The organism is Pseudonocardia adelaidensis, from assembly GCF_039543345.1.
Classification (GTDB): Bacteria; Actinomycetota; Actinomycetes; order Mycobacteriales; family Pseudonocardiaceae; genus Pseudonocardia; species Pseudonocardia adelaidensis.
On record NZ_BAABJO010000024.1, the window covers coordinates 70,834 to 86,089 of the forward strand.

A 15,256-nucleotide genomic window follows, 5' to 3' on the forward strand; every position below is an offset into this window, starting at 1 on the left:
GCCGTGCACCGCGTGTCGCGGGGACGTGGGGCCCGCCACCCGGGCGGCGCCTTCGACGACGGGTAGAGCTAACATCCCCAGCTGGGCCATCCGGCCCGCGCGCAGCCGGCAGTTCCAGGAGGACCAGTGACCGCCGTCGCCCCCAAGCCGATCGCGCCGGAGTACCCGGCACGACAGTCGCCCAAGGGCTCGACCTTCTTGAAGATGCTGCGGACGACGGACCCCAAGGACATCGCGATCCTGTACCTGGTCACGTCGTTCGGGTTCTTCCTGGCCGGCGGTGCGATGGCGCTGCTGATCCGGGGCGAGCTGGCCGTGCCGGGACTGCAGTTCCTGTCCACCGAGCAGTACAACCAGCTGTTCACCATGCACGGCACGATCATGCTGCTGCTGTACGCCACGCCGATCCTGTTCGGCTTCGCGAACTACATCGTGCCGCTGCAGATCGGCGCTCCGGACGTCGCCTTCCCCCGGTTGAACGCCTTCTCGTACTGGCTGTTCCTGTTCGGCGGGCTCACGGTGCTGTCCGGGTTCCTGACGCCCGGCGGGGCCGCCGACTTCGGCTGGTTCGCCTACACCCCGCTGTCGGACGCGATCCGCTCGCCCGGTGCCGGCGCGGACCTGTGGATCGTCGGCCTGGTCCTCGGTGGTCTCGGCACGATCCTCGGGGGCGTCAACTTCATCACCACGATCGTCTGCATGCGCGCCCCCGGCATGACGATGTTCCGGATGCCGATCTTCACGTGGAACATCCTCGTGACGGCGATCCTGGTCCTCATCGCGTTCCCGGTGCTGACCGCCGCGCTGCTGGGCCTGCTGGCCGACCGCCACTTCGGTGCGCACGTGTTCGACCCCGCCAACGGCGGCGTGATCCTCTGGCAGCACCTGTTCTGGTTCTTCGGCCACCCCGAGGTCTACATCGTGGCGCTGCCGTTCTTCGGCATCGTCAGCGAGATCTTCCCGGTGTTCAGCCGCAAGCCGGTGTTCGGCTACAAGACGCTGATCTACGCGACGATCGCGATCGCGGCGCTGTCGGTCGCCGTGTGGGCCCACCACATGTACGCCACCGGCGCGGTGCTGCTGGCGTTCTTCTCCTTCACGACCTTCCTGATCGCGATCCCCACCGGCGTCAAGTTCGTGAACTGGATCGGCACCATGTGGAAGGGCAGGCTGACGTTCGAGACCCCGATGCTGTTCAGCGTCGGCTTCCTCGCCACGTTCCTGTTCGGCGGCCTCACCGGCATCCTGCTGGCCTCGCCGCCGCTGGACTTCCACGTGTCCGACACGTACTTCGTGGTGGCGCACTTCCACTACGTGCTGTTCGGGACGATCGTGTTCGCCACCTACGCCGGCATCTACTTCTGGTTCCCGAAGATGACCGGCCGGATGCTGGACGAGACCCTCGGCAAGGTCCACTTCTGGCTCACGTTCGTCGGGTTCCACACGACGTTCCTGGTGCAGCACTGGCTGGGCAACGAGGGCATGCCCCGCCGCTACGCCGACTACCTGCCCATCGACGGCTTCAACGTGCTGAACGCGATCTCGTCGATCGGCGCGTTCGTGCTGGGTGCGTCCACGCTGCCGTTCCTGTGGAACTGCTTCCGCAGCTACCGCTACGGCCGCCTGGTCACGGTGGACGACCCGTGGGGCTTCGGCAACTCCCTGGAGTGGGCCACGTCCTGCCCGCCGCCGCGGCACAACTTCACCGAGCTGCCCCGGATCCGGTCCGAGCGCCCGGCGTTCGAGCTGCACTACCCGCACCTGGTGGAGCGGTTCCGCGCCGAGGCGCACATCGGACACGCCGACCCGGGCGAGCTGGCCACCTCGGCCGTCGCAGGCGAGACCCTGCCGAGCGACGATCCGAAGTCACGCTGAAAAGATCGTCACGCCGAAAAGAACAAGGACGGCAGGTCCTATGACCGGCTCGGGCACCAGCGTCCTCATCACGGTCACGGGCCCGGACCGGCCGGGCGTGAGCTCCGTGCTGTTCGCGGCGCTCACCCGGCACGGGGTCGACCTGGTCGACGTCGAGCAGGTCGTGATCCGCGGCCGGCTCACCCTCGGCGTCGTGGTGGAGGCCCACCGCGACCCCGAGGGCCTGCAGGAGGCCGTCGAGCAGGCGATGGCGAGCATCGCGATGCAGGTGCACACCACGCTCGAGGTGCGCGACGACCCGGCCGTCCGGCGGCACCCCACGCACGTCGTCGTGCTGATCGGCCGGCCGATCACCGCGCGGGCGTTCGGCTCGGTCGCCGCTGCGCTCGCCGACGTCGGCGCCAACATCGACTCGATCCGCCGGGTCGCCGACTACCCGGTCACCGGCCTGGAGCTGATGGTCTCCCCCGAGCCCGGCGGCGGGAGCGAGAACTACCCGCCCGGCACGCTGCGCGCGCGGCTCGTCGAGGTGGCCCGCACCGCCGGGGTGGACGTCGCCGTCGAGCGGGCGGGGCTCGCCCGGCGCAGCAAGCGCCTGATCGTGTTCGACGTCGACTCGACGCTCGTGCAGGGCGAGGTCATCGAGATGCTCGCCGCCCACGTGGGCGCCGAGGCGGAGGTCCGCGCCGTCACCGAGGCTGCGATGCGCGGCGAGCTGGACTTCGCCGAGTCGCTGCGCCGCCGCGTCGCCGTGCTGGCCGGCCTGCCCGAGACCGTGCTCGACGAGGTGGCCGCCCAGCTGGAGCTCACCCCGGGCGCCCGCACCACGATCCGCACGCTGAAGCGGCTCGGGTTCCGGTGCGGGGTCGTCTCCGGTGGGTTCACGCGCGTGATCAGGGGCCTCGTGGACGAGCTGGGGCTGGACTTCTGCGCCGCCAACGAGCTGGAGATCGTCGAGGGCAGGCTCACCGGGCGGGTCGTGGGCGAGATCGTGGACCGGCCGGGCAAGGCGGTGGCCCTGCGCCGCTTCGCCGAGAGCTTCGGCGTGCCGCTGGAGCAGTGCGTGGCGGTCGGCGACGGCGCCAACGACATCGACATGCTGTCCACCGCCGGGCTCGGGGTCGCCTTCAACGCCAAGCCCGCGCTGCGCGAGGTGGCCGACACCGCGCTCTCGCACCCCTACCTCGACGTCGTCCTGTTCGTCCTCGGCATCACCCGCGACGAGGTCGAGCGGGCCGACGCGGCCGAGGGCGTGCTGCGGCGCGTGCCGATCCCATGAGGAAGTACCGCAGGGTTCGACGCGTTGGGGACGGGCGTGAACGCTGATCAATCGCTCGCCGGCGCGTCGGTACTGGCGCCCCTCGGCACCCGGTACCTCCGCGGCGCGGAGCCGGTGTCGGACGGGGTCGTGCGCGCGATGCCCGTCGTCCTGCGGCTGGAACGGCCGCCGGCGGCCCGCACGCCGGTGCTGGAGGCCGCGGCCGCCGCGGCACTGGCCCTGTGCCTCGACCCGCGCGCCGAGCCCGGCGGTGAGTGGCACGACGCCGTCTCGATCTGGGTTTCCACGCAGATCCGCAAGATCGCGCGGCGCGCCCGTGGTGCCCACTGGGCCGCCGTGCAGGAGCTGCCCGGGGTGACCTGGGAGGTCGACGGCGCCGAGGCGCGCGCCCTGCTGCCCGGGCCCGTGGACGAGGTGCCGCGGGTCGTGTCGCGGCTGCAGATCGGCGGCACCGAGCTCGAGTCCGACGAGCCCGCACCTCCCTCGCCCGGTCAGCCGGTGATCTGGGTGAACGCCGCGCTGGACCTGACCGTCGGCAAGGCGGCCGCCCAGGTCGGGCACGCCTCCATGCTCTACGCCGCGGCCCACGGGCTGACGTCCGTTCCGCACTTCGCGGTGCGCGACGCCGACGGGGAGCGGTGGGCGGCGCTGTGTGCCGCCGTCGGCCGCGGCGACGCGGTCGCGGTCCGGGACGCGGGCTTCACCGAGGTGGCCCCCGGCACGATCACCTGCATCGCCGCGTCGTCCTGAGGCTAGGCTAACCGCACTCGACGTGCGGAGGGGGCGACGTGAGGTTGAGGGCGTCCGGGATCGTGGCGGCGTTGCTGGTGGTGGCGGGTTGCGCGGCGCCTTCCATGGAGGAGCCGTCCGCCGCGGCGCCGACCCCGGGCTTCCCGGTGACGATCGAGCACGCCCTCGGCACCACCACGATCCCCGCGCCGCCCACCCGGATCGTCGCGCTCTCGTACGAGGAGGACGTCCTCAGCCAGGTGGGCGTGGTCACGGTCGGACGCACCGAGAACTTCTACGACCCCGGCTCCCTGCACCCCTGGCAGGAGGGCGCGGTCGACCCACGGATCGTCCCGCTGGGCGGCCCGGACGGGCTCGACCTGGAGGAGGTGGCCGCGCTGGAGCCGGATCTCGTCCTCGCCACCAACTACTACGGGCTCGAGCACGTGTACCAGGGGCTGAGCGCGATCGCCCCGACCGTCGGGTACCGGACGGGCTGGGGCGAGGCCACCTGGCAGGACACCGCGCGCGTGATCGGGCGCGCGGTCGGCGAGGAGGCCGAGGTCGAGCAGCGGATCCGCAAGGTCGACGGGATGGTGGCCGGGCTGGCGGCCGAGCTGCCCGGCCTCGCCGGGAAGACGTTCAGCTCGGTCTTCTACCACGATCCCGGCCAGTTCACGGTCGACACCAACCCGGACGGGCACACCGCCGAGCTGCTCGGCCAGCTCGGCATGGTGATGTCCCCGCGGGTCGTCGCCGAGGTCGTGAACCGATCCGTCGGCGCCGAGCGGATGGGCGTGATCGACGCCGACCTCGTGCGGCTCGGCTACGCGTCCGACGACCTGCGCGCGCAGCTCACCGCGAGCCCGCTGTTCCAGGCCATGCCCGCGGTGCGCGACGGCCGCGTCTTCGAGTCCGACGTGCTCGGCGCGACCGCAGGCAACAACCCGACGCTGCTGAACGTGCCCTGGCAGCTGGAGCAGCAGCGAGCGGTGCTGGAGCGGGTGGCCGCCTCCTGAACGGCTGCAGTCCCGCAGGTACATCGTCGTTCAGATCGCGTGGCTTGCGAGCGACATGCGGCAGGTCAGTGCGTCCTGGGGCTTCGGGTTCTCGGTAGGAGACCGATGATCACGCCCGCAACCGCCGTAGGGTGCCGCGGCGCCGGTCAGGTGGCCCCCCGCAGCCGGCGCAGGGCGCCGTGCACCTTCTCCCGGTCGTCGGTGGCCCAGAACGGCGGCAGGCTGGCGCGCAGGAAGCCGCCGTAGCGGGCGGTGGCGAGGCGGGAGTCGAGGATCGCGACGACGCCGCGGTCGTCCATCCCGCGCAGGAGCCTGCCCGCGCCCTGGGCGAGGAGAAGCGCCGCGTGGGTGGCGGAGACGGACAGGAAGCCGTTGCCGCCGCGGGCGTCGGTGGCGCGCTGGCGGGCCGCGACGAGTGGGTCGTCGGGGCGCGGGAACGGGATCCGGTCGATGATCACGCAGGACAGCGACGGGCCGGGCACGTCGACGCCCTGCCACAGCGAGAGCGTGCCGAACAGCGAGGTGGACTCGTCGGCGGCGAACTTCTCGACGAGCTGCATCGTGGAGTCCTCGCCCTGGCACAGCAGCGGGGTGTCGAGTCGGCCGCGCAGCGCCTCGGTGGCCTGCTTGGCCGCCCGCATCGAGGAGAACAGCCCGAGCGTGCGGCCCCCGGCTGCCTCGACCAACCCCGCGATCTCGTCGAGGTACGAGGGCGGCAGGCCGTCGCGGCCCGGCGGGGGCAGCCGCTTGGCCACGTAGAGGATGCCGCTCTTGGCGTGGGCGAACGGGGAGCCGACGTCGAGGCCGGACCACCTCGGGGCGTCCGGGTCGGGCACGGGGTCGTCGGACTTCTCCGCCGCTTTCTCCGGCGGCAGCCCCCACTGCCGGGCGAGGGCGTCGAAGTTGCCGCCCAGCGCGAGCGTGGCCGAGGTGAGCACGACGGTGGAGCGGCCGAAGAGCCGCTCGCGCAGGAGCCCGCCCACCCAGAGCGGTGCGGCGTGCAGCGACTTGTGCCGGGCACCGTCGGGCCCCTGCTCGGCCAGCCAGACGACGTCGTGCCGCTTGGCCGGGTCGGCCTCGTCGAACGCCCCGAGCAGCCGCACCGCGGTGTCGGCCACGTCGTCCAAGGATGCCTGGGCGATCTTGCGGCCGGTGGCGGCCTCCGGGTCTTCCCGGCGATCGGAGCCCAGCGCCTGCTTGCAGGTGCCCGCCGCGTCGCGGACGGCGGACAGGGCACCCGCCGCGGCTCGGGGCAGCGACTCCCACCGTCCCGGTGGGAGGTCGTCCAGCACGAGCCCGAGGCCCTCGCCCGCCTCGGCGAGCCGGTCGGCGACGGCCTGGTCGACGAGCTTGCCGAGCCGGCGCGCGGTGGCGGCGATCATCCCGGCCGTGAGCTCGGCCGTGGCCACGCCGGTGACGCGGTCGACCAGCTCGTGCGCCTCGTCGACGACCACGACGTCGTGCTCGGGCAGCACGGGCCGCCCCTCGAGCGCGTCGATAGCGAGCAGGGCGTGGTTGGTGACGACGATGTCGGCCTGGCCGGCGACGGCGCGGGCCTTCTCCGCGAAGCAGTCGTCGCCGACGGGGCACTTGGCCGCACCGAGGCACTCGCGCGCGGTGACCGACACCTGGCGCCACACGGAGTCGGGCACGCCGGGCACGAGCTCGTCGCGGTCGCCGGTGCCGGTGGTGTCGGCCCACTCGTGGATCCGCTTGACCTGACGGCCCATCGCCGAGATCGCGAACGGGTCGAACAGCTCGTCGGCGGGGTCGGTGTCGTCACCGCCGTGCAGCTTGTTGAGGCACAGGTAGTTGCGGCGGCCCTTGAGGATCGCGAACGTGGGCGCGCGGCCCATCAGCGGCTTGAGCGCCTTGGCCAGGCGCGGGAGGTCGCGGTCGACCAGCTGGCGCTGCAGCGCGATCGTGGCCGTGGAGATGACGACCGTGGTGCCCTTCGCGGCCGCGTGGTGGATGGCGGGCACCAGGTAGGCGAGCGACTTGCCGGTGCCCGTGCCGGCCTGCACCGCGACGTGCTCGCCCGTGGTGAGGGCCCTGCGGACGGCCTGCGCCATCGCGTCCTGCCCCTCGCGGCGGGTGCCCCCGACCGCGGCGACCGCCGCTTCGAGCAACTCCGCAACGCCGGGCAGCTCGGTCGCGGTGGGCACGCGGCGAGGCTACCCGGAGCCCCCGACGCCGTGGGCGGAACACCCGAACCGGAGCGTTGCGCGGTTCACACGTGATGAACAACTACGCGTAACCCGCGCTCGGCGTCCCGGCGCCATCATGGGCTGGGTGACGTCCACGCAAGTTCTGCTCCCCCTCACGTCCTACCCCGTGCTGCTCGAGCACGACGCCCGCTACGGCGACCTGGACCCGAGCCGTCGGATCGGCCGGGACGCGCTCGTGCGGTGGTTCGAGGACGCCCGTGTCGCCGTGGAGCGCACCCGTTTCGGCGCCGAGCTCACCGGCCGCATGCGGCTGCTGCTCGCCTCGGTGCGCGTCGAGGTGCTGGCCCCGCTCCGCGTCACCGGCCGGTACCGCATCGGCCTCGGGGTGACGCGCATCGGCACCTCGTCCTTCGCGTACTCCTACGGCGTCTTCGCCGACGACGAGTGCGTCGCCGCGGGTGAGTCGGTCAGCGTGCACGCGTCCGACGGCCGGCCGGCTCCGCTCCCCGCGCCGGTCCGCGCCGCGCTGGAGGAGCTGCGGATCGACGGCCCGGCGGCCGGGCGTCCCCGGCTCGACCCGGCCCGCCGGGTGCGCGAGGCCTACCCCTTCCGGCTCGACGTGCGCACCCGCTTCGGCGACCTCGACACGAACCGCCACGTGAACAACGTCAAGCTCGCCGGCTGGTACCTCGACGGCCTCGCCGAGCTGCACCTCGACGTGCTCGGCTACCCCACCGGCGGCCCGCTCGACGGTCTGTCCCCGAGCACGCTCGAGGTCCAGTACCTCGACGAGGTGCACTACCCGGGCATCTACCAGCTGCGGGTCGGCGTGGTCGACCTCGACGAGACCACCGCCCGCTACGCGTGCGGCCTGTTCGACGGCCCCCGCTGCATCGGGCTGGCCGACGCCGTGGGCTCCCACCGGGTGCTCGACGAGAACGGCGTGGTCGGCGACCTGGGCGCCCTCCTGGAGCCCTTCCGCATGCGCGAGGTCTGACCAACCCCTCGTGAGTGGATAGGAGTGCTCCAGCACGCGTATCCACTCACGACTTCGGGACCACAGGGCGACGACGGTCAGCCCCGGGATTGCGTCGTGGTCACGGTCCTGGGTGACGAGTGGAAGGTCGTGCGCGATCGCGGTGGCGGCGATCCACGAGCCGTTCGCGGTGAGCGTCCGGCCGGTACCACGCATCGCCACCCGCAGCTGCGCCCACGCATCGGCCACGCGGTCGTCGACCGGGAACGGATCGAGAGCCATCGCACTCTGCAGGGTGCGGAGTCGGGCGGCTCGCTGATCGAGGTCGGTGGCGGCGAGAACGCCGAGGAGCAGCTCGCCGATCGTCACCATCGACAGCCCGAGGGAGCGCTGCGACGCGCGGATACGGCCCAGCTCGACCCCGATGAAGAGGGAGGTATCGGCCAGCCCTCGTAGCGTTCCCATGGATCCTTCATGTCGTCGGTGGTCTCGTCGCCCAGCATCTCGCGCAGGTCGTCGAGCAACCCGGGGTCGGCCTGGTTCGCCAGTGCGACCTCCGCAGGCGGGAAGCGGGGGCGCCGTGGGAGCGGGACCAGCCGGGCGACGGCGCGCCCGTTCACCGGCACGTCGATCTCCTCGCCGTCCTCGACGCGCCACAGCACCTCGCTGGTGTTGTTCCGCAGCTCGCGGAGCGCGATCTCGGTCACGCGCCGACTGTGGCCGATGTGCTACGCGACGGATACTCCGGCGGAACGCAGCTGCTCGAGTGCTCGCTCCGTCGTCTCCGGCGCCACGCCCGCGCACAGGTCGAGCAGCACCCTGGTCGCGAAGCCTGCCCGGACGGCGTCGAGCGCGGTGGCGCGGACGCAGTGGTCGGTGGCGATGCCGGCGATCTCCACCGTGTCGACGCCGCGGGTGCGCAGCCAGTCGGCGAGGGCGGTGCCCCCCGGTTCGGTGCCCTCGAACCCGGAGTAGGCGGCCGCGTACTCGCCCTTGCTGAACACGGCCTCGATCGGCGCCACGTCCAGCTCCGGGTGGAACGACGCCCCGGGCGTGCCGGTGCGGCAGTGCGGGGGCCAGCTGTCTACGAAGTCGGGGGTGGCCGAGAAGTGGGCGCCGGGGTCGACGTGGTGGTCGCGGGTGGCGACCACGTGGTCGTACGCCGCGGTGCGCAGGTGGCCGGAGATCGCGGCGGCGACCGCGGCCCCGCCCTCGACGGCCAGCGAGCCGCCCTCGCAGAAGTCGTTCTGCACGTCGACGACGACCAGCGCACGCATCTCAGACCCCCTCGAAGACCGTGGGAAGGGCGGGCTCACCGCGGGAGAGCTTGAGGCCCTCCCACGGCACGGACACGAGCGCGGAGCGCAGGTGCTCGCGGGACTGCTCCAGGTTCGGCAGCCCGGCCACCTGCTCGCCGTCCCGCACCAACGGGATCGGGACGACGCGGTCGTGCGGCCCGAGCTCGGGTGGGGCGCTGAACGGGTGCACGACCTCCTCGATCGCGGTTCCCGTCGGCTTGTAGCGGCGCACCGCCGACTTGCGCCCGCCGCGCGACTCCTTCGACTCGCTGCGCTTGGCGACCGGGCGCCCGTCGACCTCCACCAGCTTGTAGACCATCCCGGCGGTCGGCGCGCCGGAGCCGGTGACGACCGAGGTGCCGACGCCGTACGAGTCGACGGGCTCGGCGCGCAACGAGGCGATCGCGTACTCGTCGAGGTCGCCGGACAGCACGATCTTGGTGCCGGTGGCGCCCAGCGCGTCGAGCTGCTCGCGGGCCTGGCGGGCGAGCTCGCCGAGGTCGCCGGAGTCGATCCGGATGGCGCCGAGCCCGGTGCCGGCCGCCTCGACGGCCCGCTCGACGCCGCGGCGGATGTCGTAGGTGTCGACGAGCAGGGTGGTGTCCGACCCGAGCGCCTTGACCTGGCTCGTGAACGCCGACAGCTCGTCGTCGTGCAGCAGCACCCAGGCGTGCGCGGCCGTGCCGGCGGTGGGGATGCCGTGCCGGCGCTGTGCCTCGAGGTTGGACGTGGTGCTGAAGCCCGCCAGGTAGGTGGCGCGGGCCGAGGCCACGGCGGCGGCCTCGTGCGTGCGCCGCGACCCCATCTCGATGATCGGGCGGCCCGCGGCGGCCGTGACCATCCGGGCCGCGGCCGAGGCCACCGCGCTGTCGTGGTTGAGGATCGACAGCGCCAGCGTCTCGAGCAGCACCGCGTCGGCGAACGTGCCGCTCACGGTCAGGATCGGGGAGCCGGGGAAGTACAGCTCGCCCTCCGGGTAGCCGTCGATGTCGCCGGAGAAGCGGTACTCGGCGAGCCAGCCCAGCGTGTCGTCGTCGACGACGCCGTCGAGCATCGCGAGCTCCTGCTCGCCGAACCGGAACCGCTCGATCGACTCCAGCAGCCGGGCGGTGCCGGCCACCACGCCGTAGCGGCGCCCCTCGGGCAGCCGGCGCGCGAAGACCTCGAAAACACACGCCCGCTGCGCGGTGCCGTCGGCGAGCGCGGCGGCCGCCATGGTCAGCTCGTACCGGTCGGTGAACAGGGCGGTGGACACCCCGGCCGACGACGGACTGCCAGTCATGGATCGAGAGCCTATGTGCCGTGCAGTCCGAATGGGGGAGGTGTCACCATGGAGACCATGGCCGCGCCGCTACCCGCACCCACGCGCCAGGTGGAGCAGGAGTTCGCCGAGGACTCGATCGCGGACGTCCCCTGGCAGGCGATCGTGTGGAACGACCCCGTCAACCTGATGTCGTACGTCACGTACGTGCTGCAGAAGCTGTTCGGCTATCCGGAGCCCAAGGCCACCGCGTTGATGCTCGACGTGCACCACAAGGGCAGGGCCGCGGTCTCGTCCGGCGACAAGGACAAGATCGAGGGCGACGTCGCGAAGCTGCACGCCGCGGGGCTCTGGGCCACGATGCAGAAGGCATGAACGGCTGGAAGAAGGCCGGTCGCGGCGGGAAGGCGCGGCTCGCCGGCACCTTCGACCCCCAGGAGGCCGCGGTCCTGCGCGGCCTGGTGGCGGAGGTCCGGCAGATGCTCGCTGGGCGCTCCGCCGAGAACCCCGCCGACGAGCTGGCGGTGCTCACCGGGATGCGCACCGGCCCGTCCACCCGCCCCGACGACCGGGTGCTCGCCCGGCTGCTCCCCGACTTCTCCACCGACGACCCCGAGCTCTCCGCCGGGATGCGCTCGCTGCACGAGCCCGAGCTGATCGAGGCCAAGGACGAAGCCGCGGTGCTGGTGCTCGACACGCTCCCCGAGGCGGGCGGCCGCGTCGAGCTCACGCCCGAGCAGGCCGACACCTGGCTCGCCGCCCTCAACGACGTGCGGCTCGCGCTGGGCACCGCGCTCGACGTGAGCGAGGAGATGCCCGAGGAGCTCCCCGTCGATGACCCGCGGGCCGCCCACCTCGGCGTCTACCACTGGCTCACGTTCGTGCAGGACTCGCTGGTGATGGCGCGGATGGGGATCCGCTAGCTCGGTCGCCGCCGGTCCGAGTGGCCGAGGCCCCGCTCCGGGGCCACCCGGTCGCGCACGAGCTGCTTGAGCCGGGAGAGCTCCGGGAAGCCGCCCTCGGCGGCACGGTCCCACAGCATCTCGTCGTCGAGGCGCACCTGGAACACGCCGCCGGTGCCGGGCACGAGCGCCACCTCGCCGAGATCGCCCGGGAACGTCGTGAGCAGCTCCTGCGCCGTCCAGCCGGCGCGGAGCAGCCATCGGCACTGCGTGCAGTAGGTGATCTCCAGGCGGGGAACCGGCACGCGGCGAGTGTGGCAGAGATTGTGAGCCGCACCCGTGGATGTGCGTTCGCGCGGATGCGGAACGTACGCTGGACGTCGTGTTGGTGATCCGGGCCGACCTCGTCGAGCACATCATGGCTCACGCTCGCGAGGAGCATCCCCACGAGGCGTGCGGGATGATCGCGGGCGCGGAGGGTGACGAGCGGCCGGAGCGGCTCATCCGGATGCTCAACGCCGCGAAGCCGTCCGGCGACGAGTCGGCCGACGAGCAGGAACGCGCGATGAGGTCGGTGCTGCTGGGCGACGCCCATGCCGAGTACCAGGGTGAGCAGCGCTCGTCGACGACGTACTACACGTTCGACACGAAGCAGCGGCTGCGGGTGCAGCGCGAGATGGACGCGCGCGACGAGTGGCCCGTCGTGATCTACCACTCCCACACGCGCAGCCCCGCGTACCCCTCGCAGGTGGACATCGACCTCGCGTCCGGGCCCGCCAGCGACCCCCGGATCCACTACGTGATCGTGTCCACCCGGGACGAGGCCTCGCCGACGGTCGGGGGGTACGAGTTCCGGTCGTTCCGCATCGTGAACGGCGTGGTGACCGAGGAAGACGTCGAGGTCGTCGAGAGTTACATGTTCTCGCACACGGGCGCGGACGACGTCCCGGACCGAGCTTGAGCCCTCGCCCGCGTCCCACCACGACCGAACCACTGGAGCATCCGCATGGCCGTGACCGTTTCCATCCCGACCATCCTGCGCAGCCACACCGGCGGCGAGAAGGCCGTCGAGGCCAAGGGCAGCACCGTCGCCGAGGTGATCGACGACCTCGAGTCGCGGCACGGCGGGATCGCCGCCCGGCTCGTCAAGGACGGCAACCTCCACCGCTTCGTCAACATCTACGTCGACGACGAGGACGTGCGTTTCGCGGGTGGCCTCGAGGCGCCCGTCGGGGAGAACTCGACCGTCACGATCCTGCCGGCGGTCGCCGGTGGGGCCGTCGCGGCTGGCATGCGCTGAGTCCGGCGCGGGCCGGGGTGCCCCGGCCCGCCCGGACGTTTCCCAGGAGGCGTCATGGCCCGGTACGAGTCCCTGCTCCACGCGGTCGGTGACACGCCGTTGGTGGGGCTGCCGTCGCTCTCGCCCGCCCCGCACGTGCGGCTGTGGGCCAAGCTGGAGGACCGCAACCCCACCGGCTCCATCAAGGACCGCCCGGCCCTCGCGATGATCGAGAAGGCCGAGGCGGACGGGTTGCTGCAGCCCGGCTGCACGGTGCTGGAGCCGACGTCCGGCAACACCGGCATCTCGCTCGCGATGGCCTGCAAGCTCAAGGGCTACCGGCTGGTGTGCGTGATGCCGGAGAACACGTCCCTCGAGCGGCGCCAGCTGCTGGAGATGTACGGCGCGCAGATCATCTCCTCGCCCGCGGCGGGCGGCTCCAACCAGGCGGTCGCGATGGCCAAGGGGCTGGCCGCGGAGCACCCGGACTGGGTCATGCTCTACCAGTACGGCAACCCCGCGAACGCCGACGCGCACTACCGCACCACCGGCCCCGAGATCCTGCGCGACCTGCCGACGGTCACCCACTTCGTGGCCGGGCTCGGCACCACCGGCACGCTCGTGGGCACCGGCCGCTACCTGCGGGAGCACAAGCCGGACGTCCAGATCGTGGCGGCCGAGCCCCGCTACGGCGAGCTGGTCTACGGCCTGCGCAACCTCGACGAGGGCTTCGTCCCCGAGCTGTACGACCCGGACGTGCTCACCGCCCGCTACTCCGTCGGCAGCCGCGACGCCCTGCGCCGCACCCGCCAGCTCGTGGAGCAGGAGGGCATCTTCGCGGGCATCTCCAGCGGCGGCATCCTGCACGCGGCGCTCGCCGTGGCGGAGAAGGCCGCGGGGGCGGGGGAGACCGCCGACATCGTGATCATCATTGCGGACGCGGGCTGGAAGTACCTCTCGACCGGCGCCTACGCGGGCGAGCTCGACGAGGCGGCCGAGGGCATCGACGGGCACCTCTGGGCGTGAGCCGCCCCCGTCAGCTCACGGCCGCGCAGGTCGCCGGGTCGGCCTGCGCCCGCGGGTCGTCGCGCGTCACGTCCTCCAGGCGGCCGGTCCCCGCAGGATGCGCCACCCCGCCGGCCACGACGTAGGTCACCACCTCGCCGTCGTAGCGGGGCGTGCCGTCGCGGGACGCGGCGTCGTCCATGACGGCCTGCACGGTGCGCAGCTGGCGCCCCGGCGTCCCCGGGACGCACCCGTACTCGCCGACTGCGGACATGCCGCCGCCCTCGTAGAGGCGCCACGGCGCGCCGTCCTCGGTGGTGAGGGCGTGCAGGCGATCGTCGTCGAAGCCCCACACCTCGAACGTCGTGGTGTTGACGCCGAGGGCGAGGCTGAGGACCAGCTCGTCGCGCCCGTCACCGTTGACGTCCACCACGGACGGCACGATCAGCGGCAGTTCCACGCCGTCGAGGCCGGGTACCTGGTCCTCGACGTACCCGCTCGGCAGCTCGATGCGCAGCAGCTGCGTGCCGGGCGAGAGCTGCCGGAGCGTCACCGGCTCCGCCAGGCCGTCCCCGTCGACGTCGGCGTCGGTGCTCACCACAGCGGCCTGCTCGTGGGCGGCGGCGACGCCGGGAACGAGCAGGAGCGCCGCGGCGGCCACCGCCGAGGCCGCGAGCGCACGCATCGTGTACTGGGTCATGAGACGTCCCCCGGTCGGCCGATTCGGGCCGCATCCGGCGGCCCCGATCGGATGACGGCGGCGATGATCTTCCGGTTGCATGCTGTGATGTGGGTCATAGCATCGTCCGGCGGCCTCCGCCTGCGTAACCTCGATGCCATGGCCGCCCCTGCGCCCGCCCCCCGCCGGACCGCCCGTGTGCTGCCGCGCAACCCGGTCACCTCGGCCCTGTTCATGCTCGTGTTCACCGCCGGGCTGTACGTGATCGAGGCTTTCGACGTCGTCGGCGGTGGTGCGCTCGACCGGAACTACGGCATCGAACCGCTCGAGGTCGACGGGCTCGACGGGGTGCTGTTCGCACCCCTCCTGCACGCCGGCTGGGCCCACCTGATCGCCAATACCGTGCCGTTCCTCGTGCTCGGGTTCCTGGCGATGGCCGGGGGGTTCCGCCAGTTCCTGGTGGTCACCGCCACGATCTGGATCCTCGGCGGCATCGGGGTGTGGCTCACCGGCGGTTACGGTTCCGGGTACCACATCGGGGCCTCCGGGGTGATCTTCGGCTGGCTGGTCTTCCTGCTCACCCGGGGCTTCTTCGCCCGTAGCGCCCTGCAGATCCTCATGGCGGTGGGGCTCTTCCTCGTCTGGGGCGGGATCCTGTTCGGCGTCCTGCCCGGCCAGCCGGGCATCTCGTGGCAGTCGCACCTGTTCGGGGCGCTGGCCGGGCTGCTCGCGGCCCGGCTCGCCGCCCGCGCCGACCGCCGGTCGCCGCGGTCCACCTAGACTCGG

Annotated in this window: 17 protein-coding genes and 1 pseudogene; 11 read left to right on the forward strand and 7 right to left on the reverse strand. The window is 72.5% G+C overall.

What is annotated here, in order from left to right; translation table 11 throughout:
* The first annotated feature begins 126 nt into the window (after positions 1-126).
* Genes ctaD through ABEA81_RS27730 form a run of 4 tightly spaced genes read left to right on the forward strand, consistent with a single transcriptional unit; the run spans position 127 to position 4,902 of the window.
* On the forward strand, positions 127-1,875 hold the full coding sequence (gene ctaD / locus ABEA81_RS27715) for an aa3-type cytochrome oxidase subunit I (protein ID WP_345608692.1): 1,749 nt from the start codon (positions 127-129) through the stop codon (positions 1,873-1,875).
* Between the two features lie 40 nt (positions 1,876-1,915).
* On the forward strand, positions 1,916-3,154 hold the full coding sequence (gene serB / locus ABEA81_RS27720; protein WP_345608694.1) for a phosphoserine phosphatase SerB: 1,239 nt from the start codon (positions 1,916-1,918) through the stop codon (positions 3,152-3,154).
* Between the two features lie 36 nt (positions 3,155-3,190).
* Positions 3,191-3,904, forward strand: a complete 714-nt coding sequence (locus ABEA81_RS27725) for an aminoacyl-tRNA hydrolase (protein WP_425570681.1) — start codon at positions 3,191-3,193, stop codon at positions 3,902-3,904.
* A 38-nt stretch (positions 3,905-3,942) separates the two neighbouring features.
* Complete coding sequence (locus ABEA81_RS27730; protein WP_345608696.1) at positions 3,943-4,902, forward strand: ABC transporter substrate-binding protein; 960 nt, start codon at positions 3,943-3,945, stop codon at positions 4,900-4,902.
* Between the two features lie 146 nt (positions 4,903-5,048).
* Here the strand turns inward: ABEA81_RS27730 and ABEA81_RS27735 are convergent, their stop codons facing one another.
* On the reverse strand, positions 5,049-7,067 hold the full coding sequence (locus ABEA81_RS27735) for an ATP-dependent DNA helicase (protein ID WP_345608698.1): 2,019 nt from the start codon (positions 7,065-7,067) through the stop codon (positions 5,049-5,051).
* Positions 7,068-7,194: 127 nt separating this feature from the next.
* Between ABEA81_RS27735 and ABEA81_RS27740 the strand changes: the two genes are divergently transcribed.
* Positions 7,195-8,067, forward strand: coding sequence for a thioesterase family protein (locus tag ABEA81_RS27740; RefSeq protein ID WP_345608700.1), 873 nt, complete (start codon positions 7,195-7,197; stop codon positions 8,065-8,067).
* A gap of 144 nt (positions 8,068-8,211) precedes the next feature.
* Here the strand turns inward: ABEA81_RS27740 and ABEA81_RS42765 are convergent.
* From ABEA81_RS42765 to ABEA81_RS27755, 4 genes and pseudogenes are all read right to left on the reverse strand, one after another.
* Positions 8,212-8,511: pseudogene (locus tag ABEA81_RS42765) on the reverse strand (PIN domain-containing protein); the annotation flags it as partial.
* Positions 8,412-8,753, reverse strand: coding sequence for a type II toxin-antitoxin system Phd/YefM family antitoxin (locus ABEA81_RS27745; RefSeq protein ID WP_345608702.1), 342 nt, complete (start codon positions 8,751-8,753; stop codon positions 8,412-8,414). The gene ABEA81_RS27745 and the pseudogene ABEA81_RS42765, both read right to left, overlap by 100 nt.
* A 21-nt stretch (positions 8,754-8,774) precedes the next feature.
* Positions 8,775-9,323: an isochorismatase family protein gene (locus ABEA81_RS27750; protein ID WP_345608704.1), complete on the reverse strand. Its 549-nt coding sequence runs from the start codon at positions 9,321-9,323 to the stop codon at positions 8,775-8,777.
* A 1-nt stretch (position 9,324) separates the two neighbouring features.
* Positions 9,325-10,626: a nicotinate phosphoribosyltransferase gene (locus tag ABEA81_RS27755; RefSeq protein ID WP_345608706.1), complete on the reverse strand. Its 1,302-nt coding sequence runs from the start codon at positions 10,624-10,626 to the stop codon at positions 9,325-9,327.
* A 57-nt stretch (positions 10,627-10,683) separates the two neighbouring features.
* Between ABEA81_RS27755 and clpS the strand changes: the two genes are divergently transcribed.
* Positions 10,684-10,980: an ATP-dependent Clp protease adapter ClpS gene (clpS, locus tag ABEA81_RS27760; RefSeq protein ID WP_345608844.1), complete on the forward strand. Its 297-nt coding sequence runs from the start codon at positions 10,684-10,686 to the stop codon at positions 10,978-10,980.
* The gene (locus ABEA81_RS27765) at positions 10,977-11,528 is read left to right on the forward strand and encodes a DUF2017 domain-containing protein (RefSeq protein WP_345608708.1); all 552 of its coding nucleotides are present in this window, start codon (positions 10,977-10,979) and stop codon (positions 11,526-11,528) included. Before clpS ends, ABEA81_RS27765 begins: the two co-directional genes overlap by 4 nt.
* Here ABEA81_RS27765 and ABEA81_RS27770 read toward each other — a convergent pair.
* Entirely contained in the window at positions 11,525-11,812 is a 288-nt protein-coding gene (locus tag ABEA81_RS27770; RefSeq protein ID WP_345608710.1) for an Rdx family protein, read from the reverse strand. The two genes, ABEA81_RS27765 and ABEA81_RS27770, sit on opposite strands and share 4 nt — an antisense overlap.
* Before the next feature lie 77 nt (positions 11,813-11,889).
* Between ABEA81_RS27770 and ABEA81_RS27775 the strand changes: the two genes are divergently transcribed.
* Genes ABEA81_RS27775 through ABEA81_RS27785 form a run of 3 tightly spaced genes read left to right on the forward strand, consistent with a single transcriptional unit; the run spans position 11,890 to position 13,812 of the window.
* Complete coding sequence (locus ABEA81_RS27775) at positions 11,890-12,468, forward strand: M67 family metallopeptidase (protein WP_345608712.1); 579 nt, start codon at positions 11,890-11,892, stop codon at positions 12,466-12,468.
* A gap of 45 nt (positions 12,469-12,513) precedes the next feature.
* Positions 12,514-12,807: a MoaD/ThiS family protein gene (locus tag ABEA81_RS27780; RefSeq protein WP_345608714.1), complete on the forward strand. Its 294-nt coding sequence runs from the start codon at positions 12,514-12,516 to the stop codon at positions 12,805-12,807.
* A gap of 54 nt (positions 12,808-12,861) precedes the next feature.
* A complete protein-coding gene (locus ABEA81_RS27785; RefSeq protein WP_345608716.1) occupies positions 12,862-13,812 on the forward strand; it encodes a PLP-dependent cysteine synthase family protein in 951 nt (316 codons plus the stop codon).
* 10 nt (positions 13,813-13,822) lie between these two features.
* Here ABEA81_RS27785 and ABEA81_RS27790 read toward each other — a convergent pair whose 3' ends face one another.
* On the reverse strand, positions 13,823-14,491 hold the full coding sequence (locus tag ABEA81_RS27790; RefSeq protein WP_345608718.1) for a hypothetical protein: 669 nt from the start codon (positions 14,489-14,491) through the stop codon (positions 13,823-13,825).
* 138 nt (positions 14,492-14,629) lie between these two features.
* On the opposite strand from ABEA81_RS27790, the gene ABEA81_RS27795 reads away from it, so the two are divergent.
* The gene (locus tag ABEA81_RS27795; protein WP_345608720.1) at positions 14,630-15,250 is read left to right on the forward strand and encodes a rhomboid family intramembrane serine protease; all 621 of its coding nucleotides are present in this window, start codon (positions 14,630-14,632) and stop codon (positions 15,248-15,250) included.
* Positions 15,251-15,256 lie beyond the last annotated feature (6 nt).

What these genes read in the sequence shown, in the direction of transcription:
- serB (WP_345608694.1), top strand. Translation starts at nt 1,916, where the DNA reads ATGACCGGCTCGGGCACCAGCGTCCTCATCACGGTCACGGGCCCGGAC.
- ABEA81_RS27750 (WP_345608704.1), bottom strand. Translation starts at nt 9,323, where the DNA reads ATGCGTGCGCTGGTCGTCGTCGACGTGCAGAACGACTTCTGCGAGGGC.
- ABEA81_RS27755 (WP_345608706.1), bottom strand. Translation starts at nt 10,626, where the DNA reads ATGACTGGCAGTCCGTCGTCGGCCGGGGTGTCCACCGCCCTGTTCACC.
- clpS (WP_345608844.1), top strand. Translation starts at nt 10,684, where the DNA reads ATGGCCGCGCCGCTACCCGCACCCACGCGCCAGGTGGAGCAGGAGTTC.
- ABEA81_RS27765 (WP_345608708.1), top strand. Translation starts at nt 10,977, where the DNA reads ATGAACGGCTGGAAGAAGGCCGGTCGCGGCGGGAAGGCGCGGCTCGCC.
- ABEA81_RS27780 (WP_345608714.1), top strand. Translation starts at nt 12,514, where the DNA reads ATGGCCGTGACCGTTTCCATCCCGACCATCCTGCGCAGCCACACCGGC.
- ABEA81_RS27785 (WP_345608716.1), top strand. Translation starts at nt 12,862, where the DNA reads ATGGCCCGGTACGAGTCCCTGCTCCACGCGGTCGGTGACACGCCGTTG.
- ABEA81_RS27790 (WP_345608718.1), bottom strand. Translation starts at nt 14,491, where the DNA reads ATGACCCAGTACACGATGCGTGCGCTCGCGGCCTCGGCGGTGGCCGCC.
- ABEA81_RS27795 (WP_345608720.1), top strand. Translation starts at nt 14,630, where the DNA reads ATGGCCGCCCCTGCGCCCGCCCCCCGCCGGACCGCCCGTGTGCTGCCG.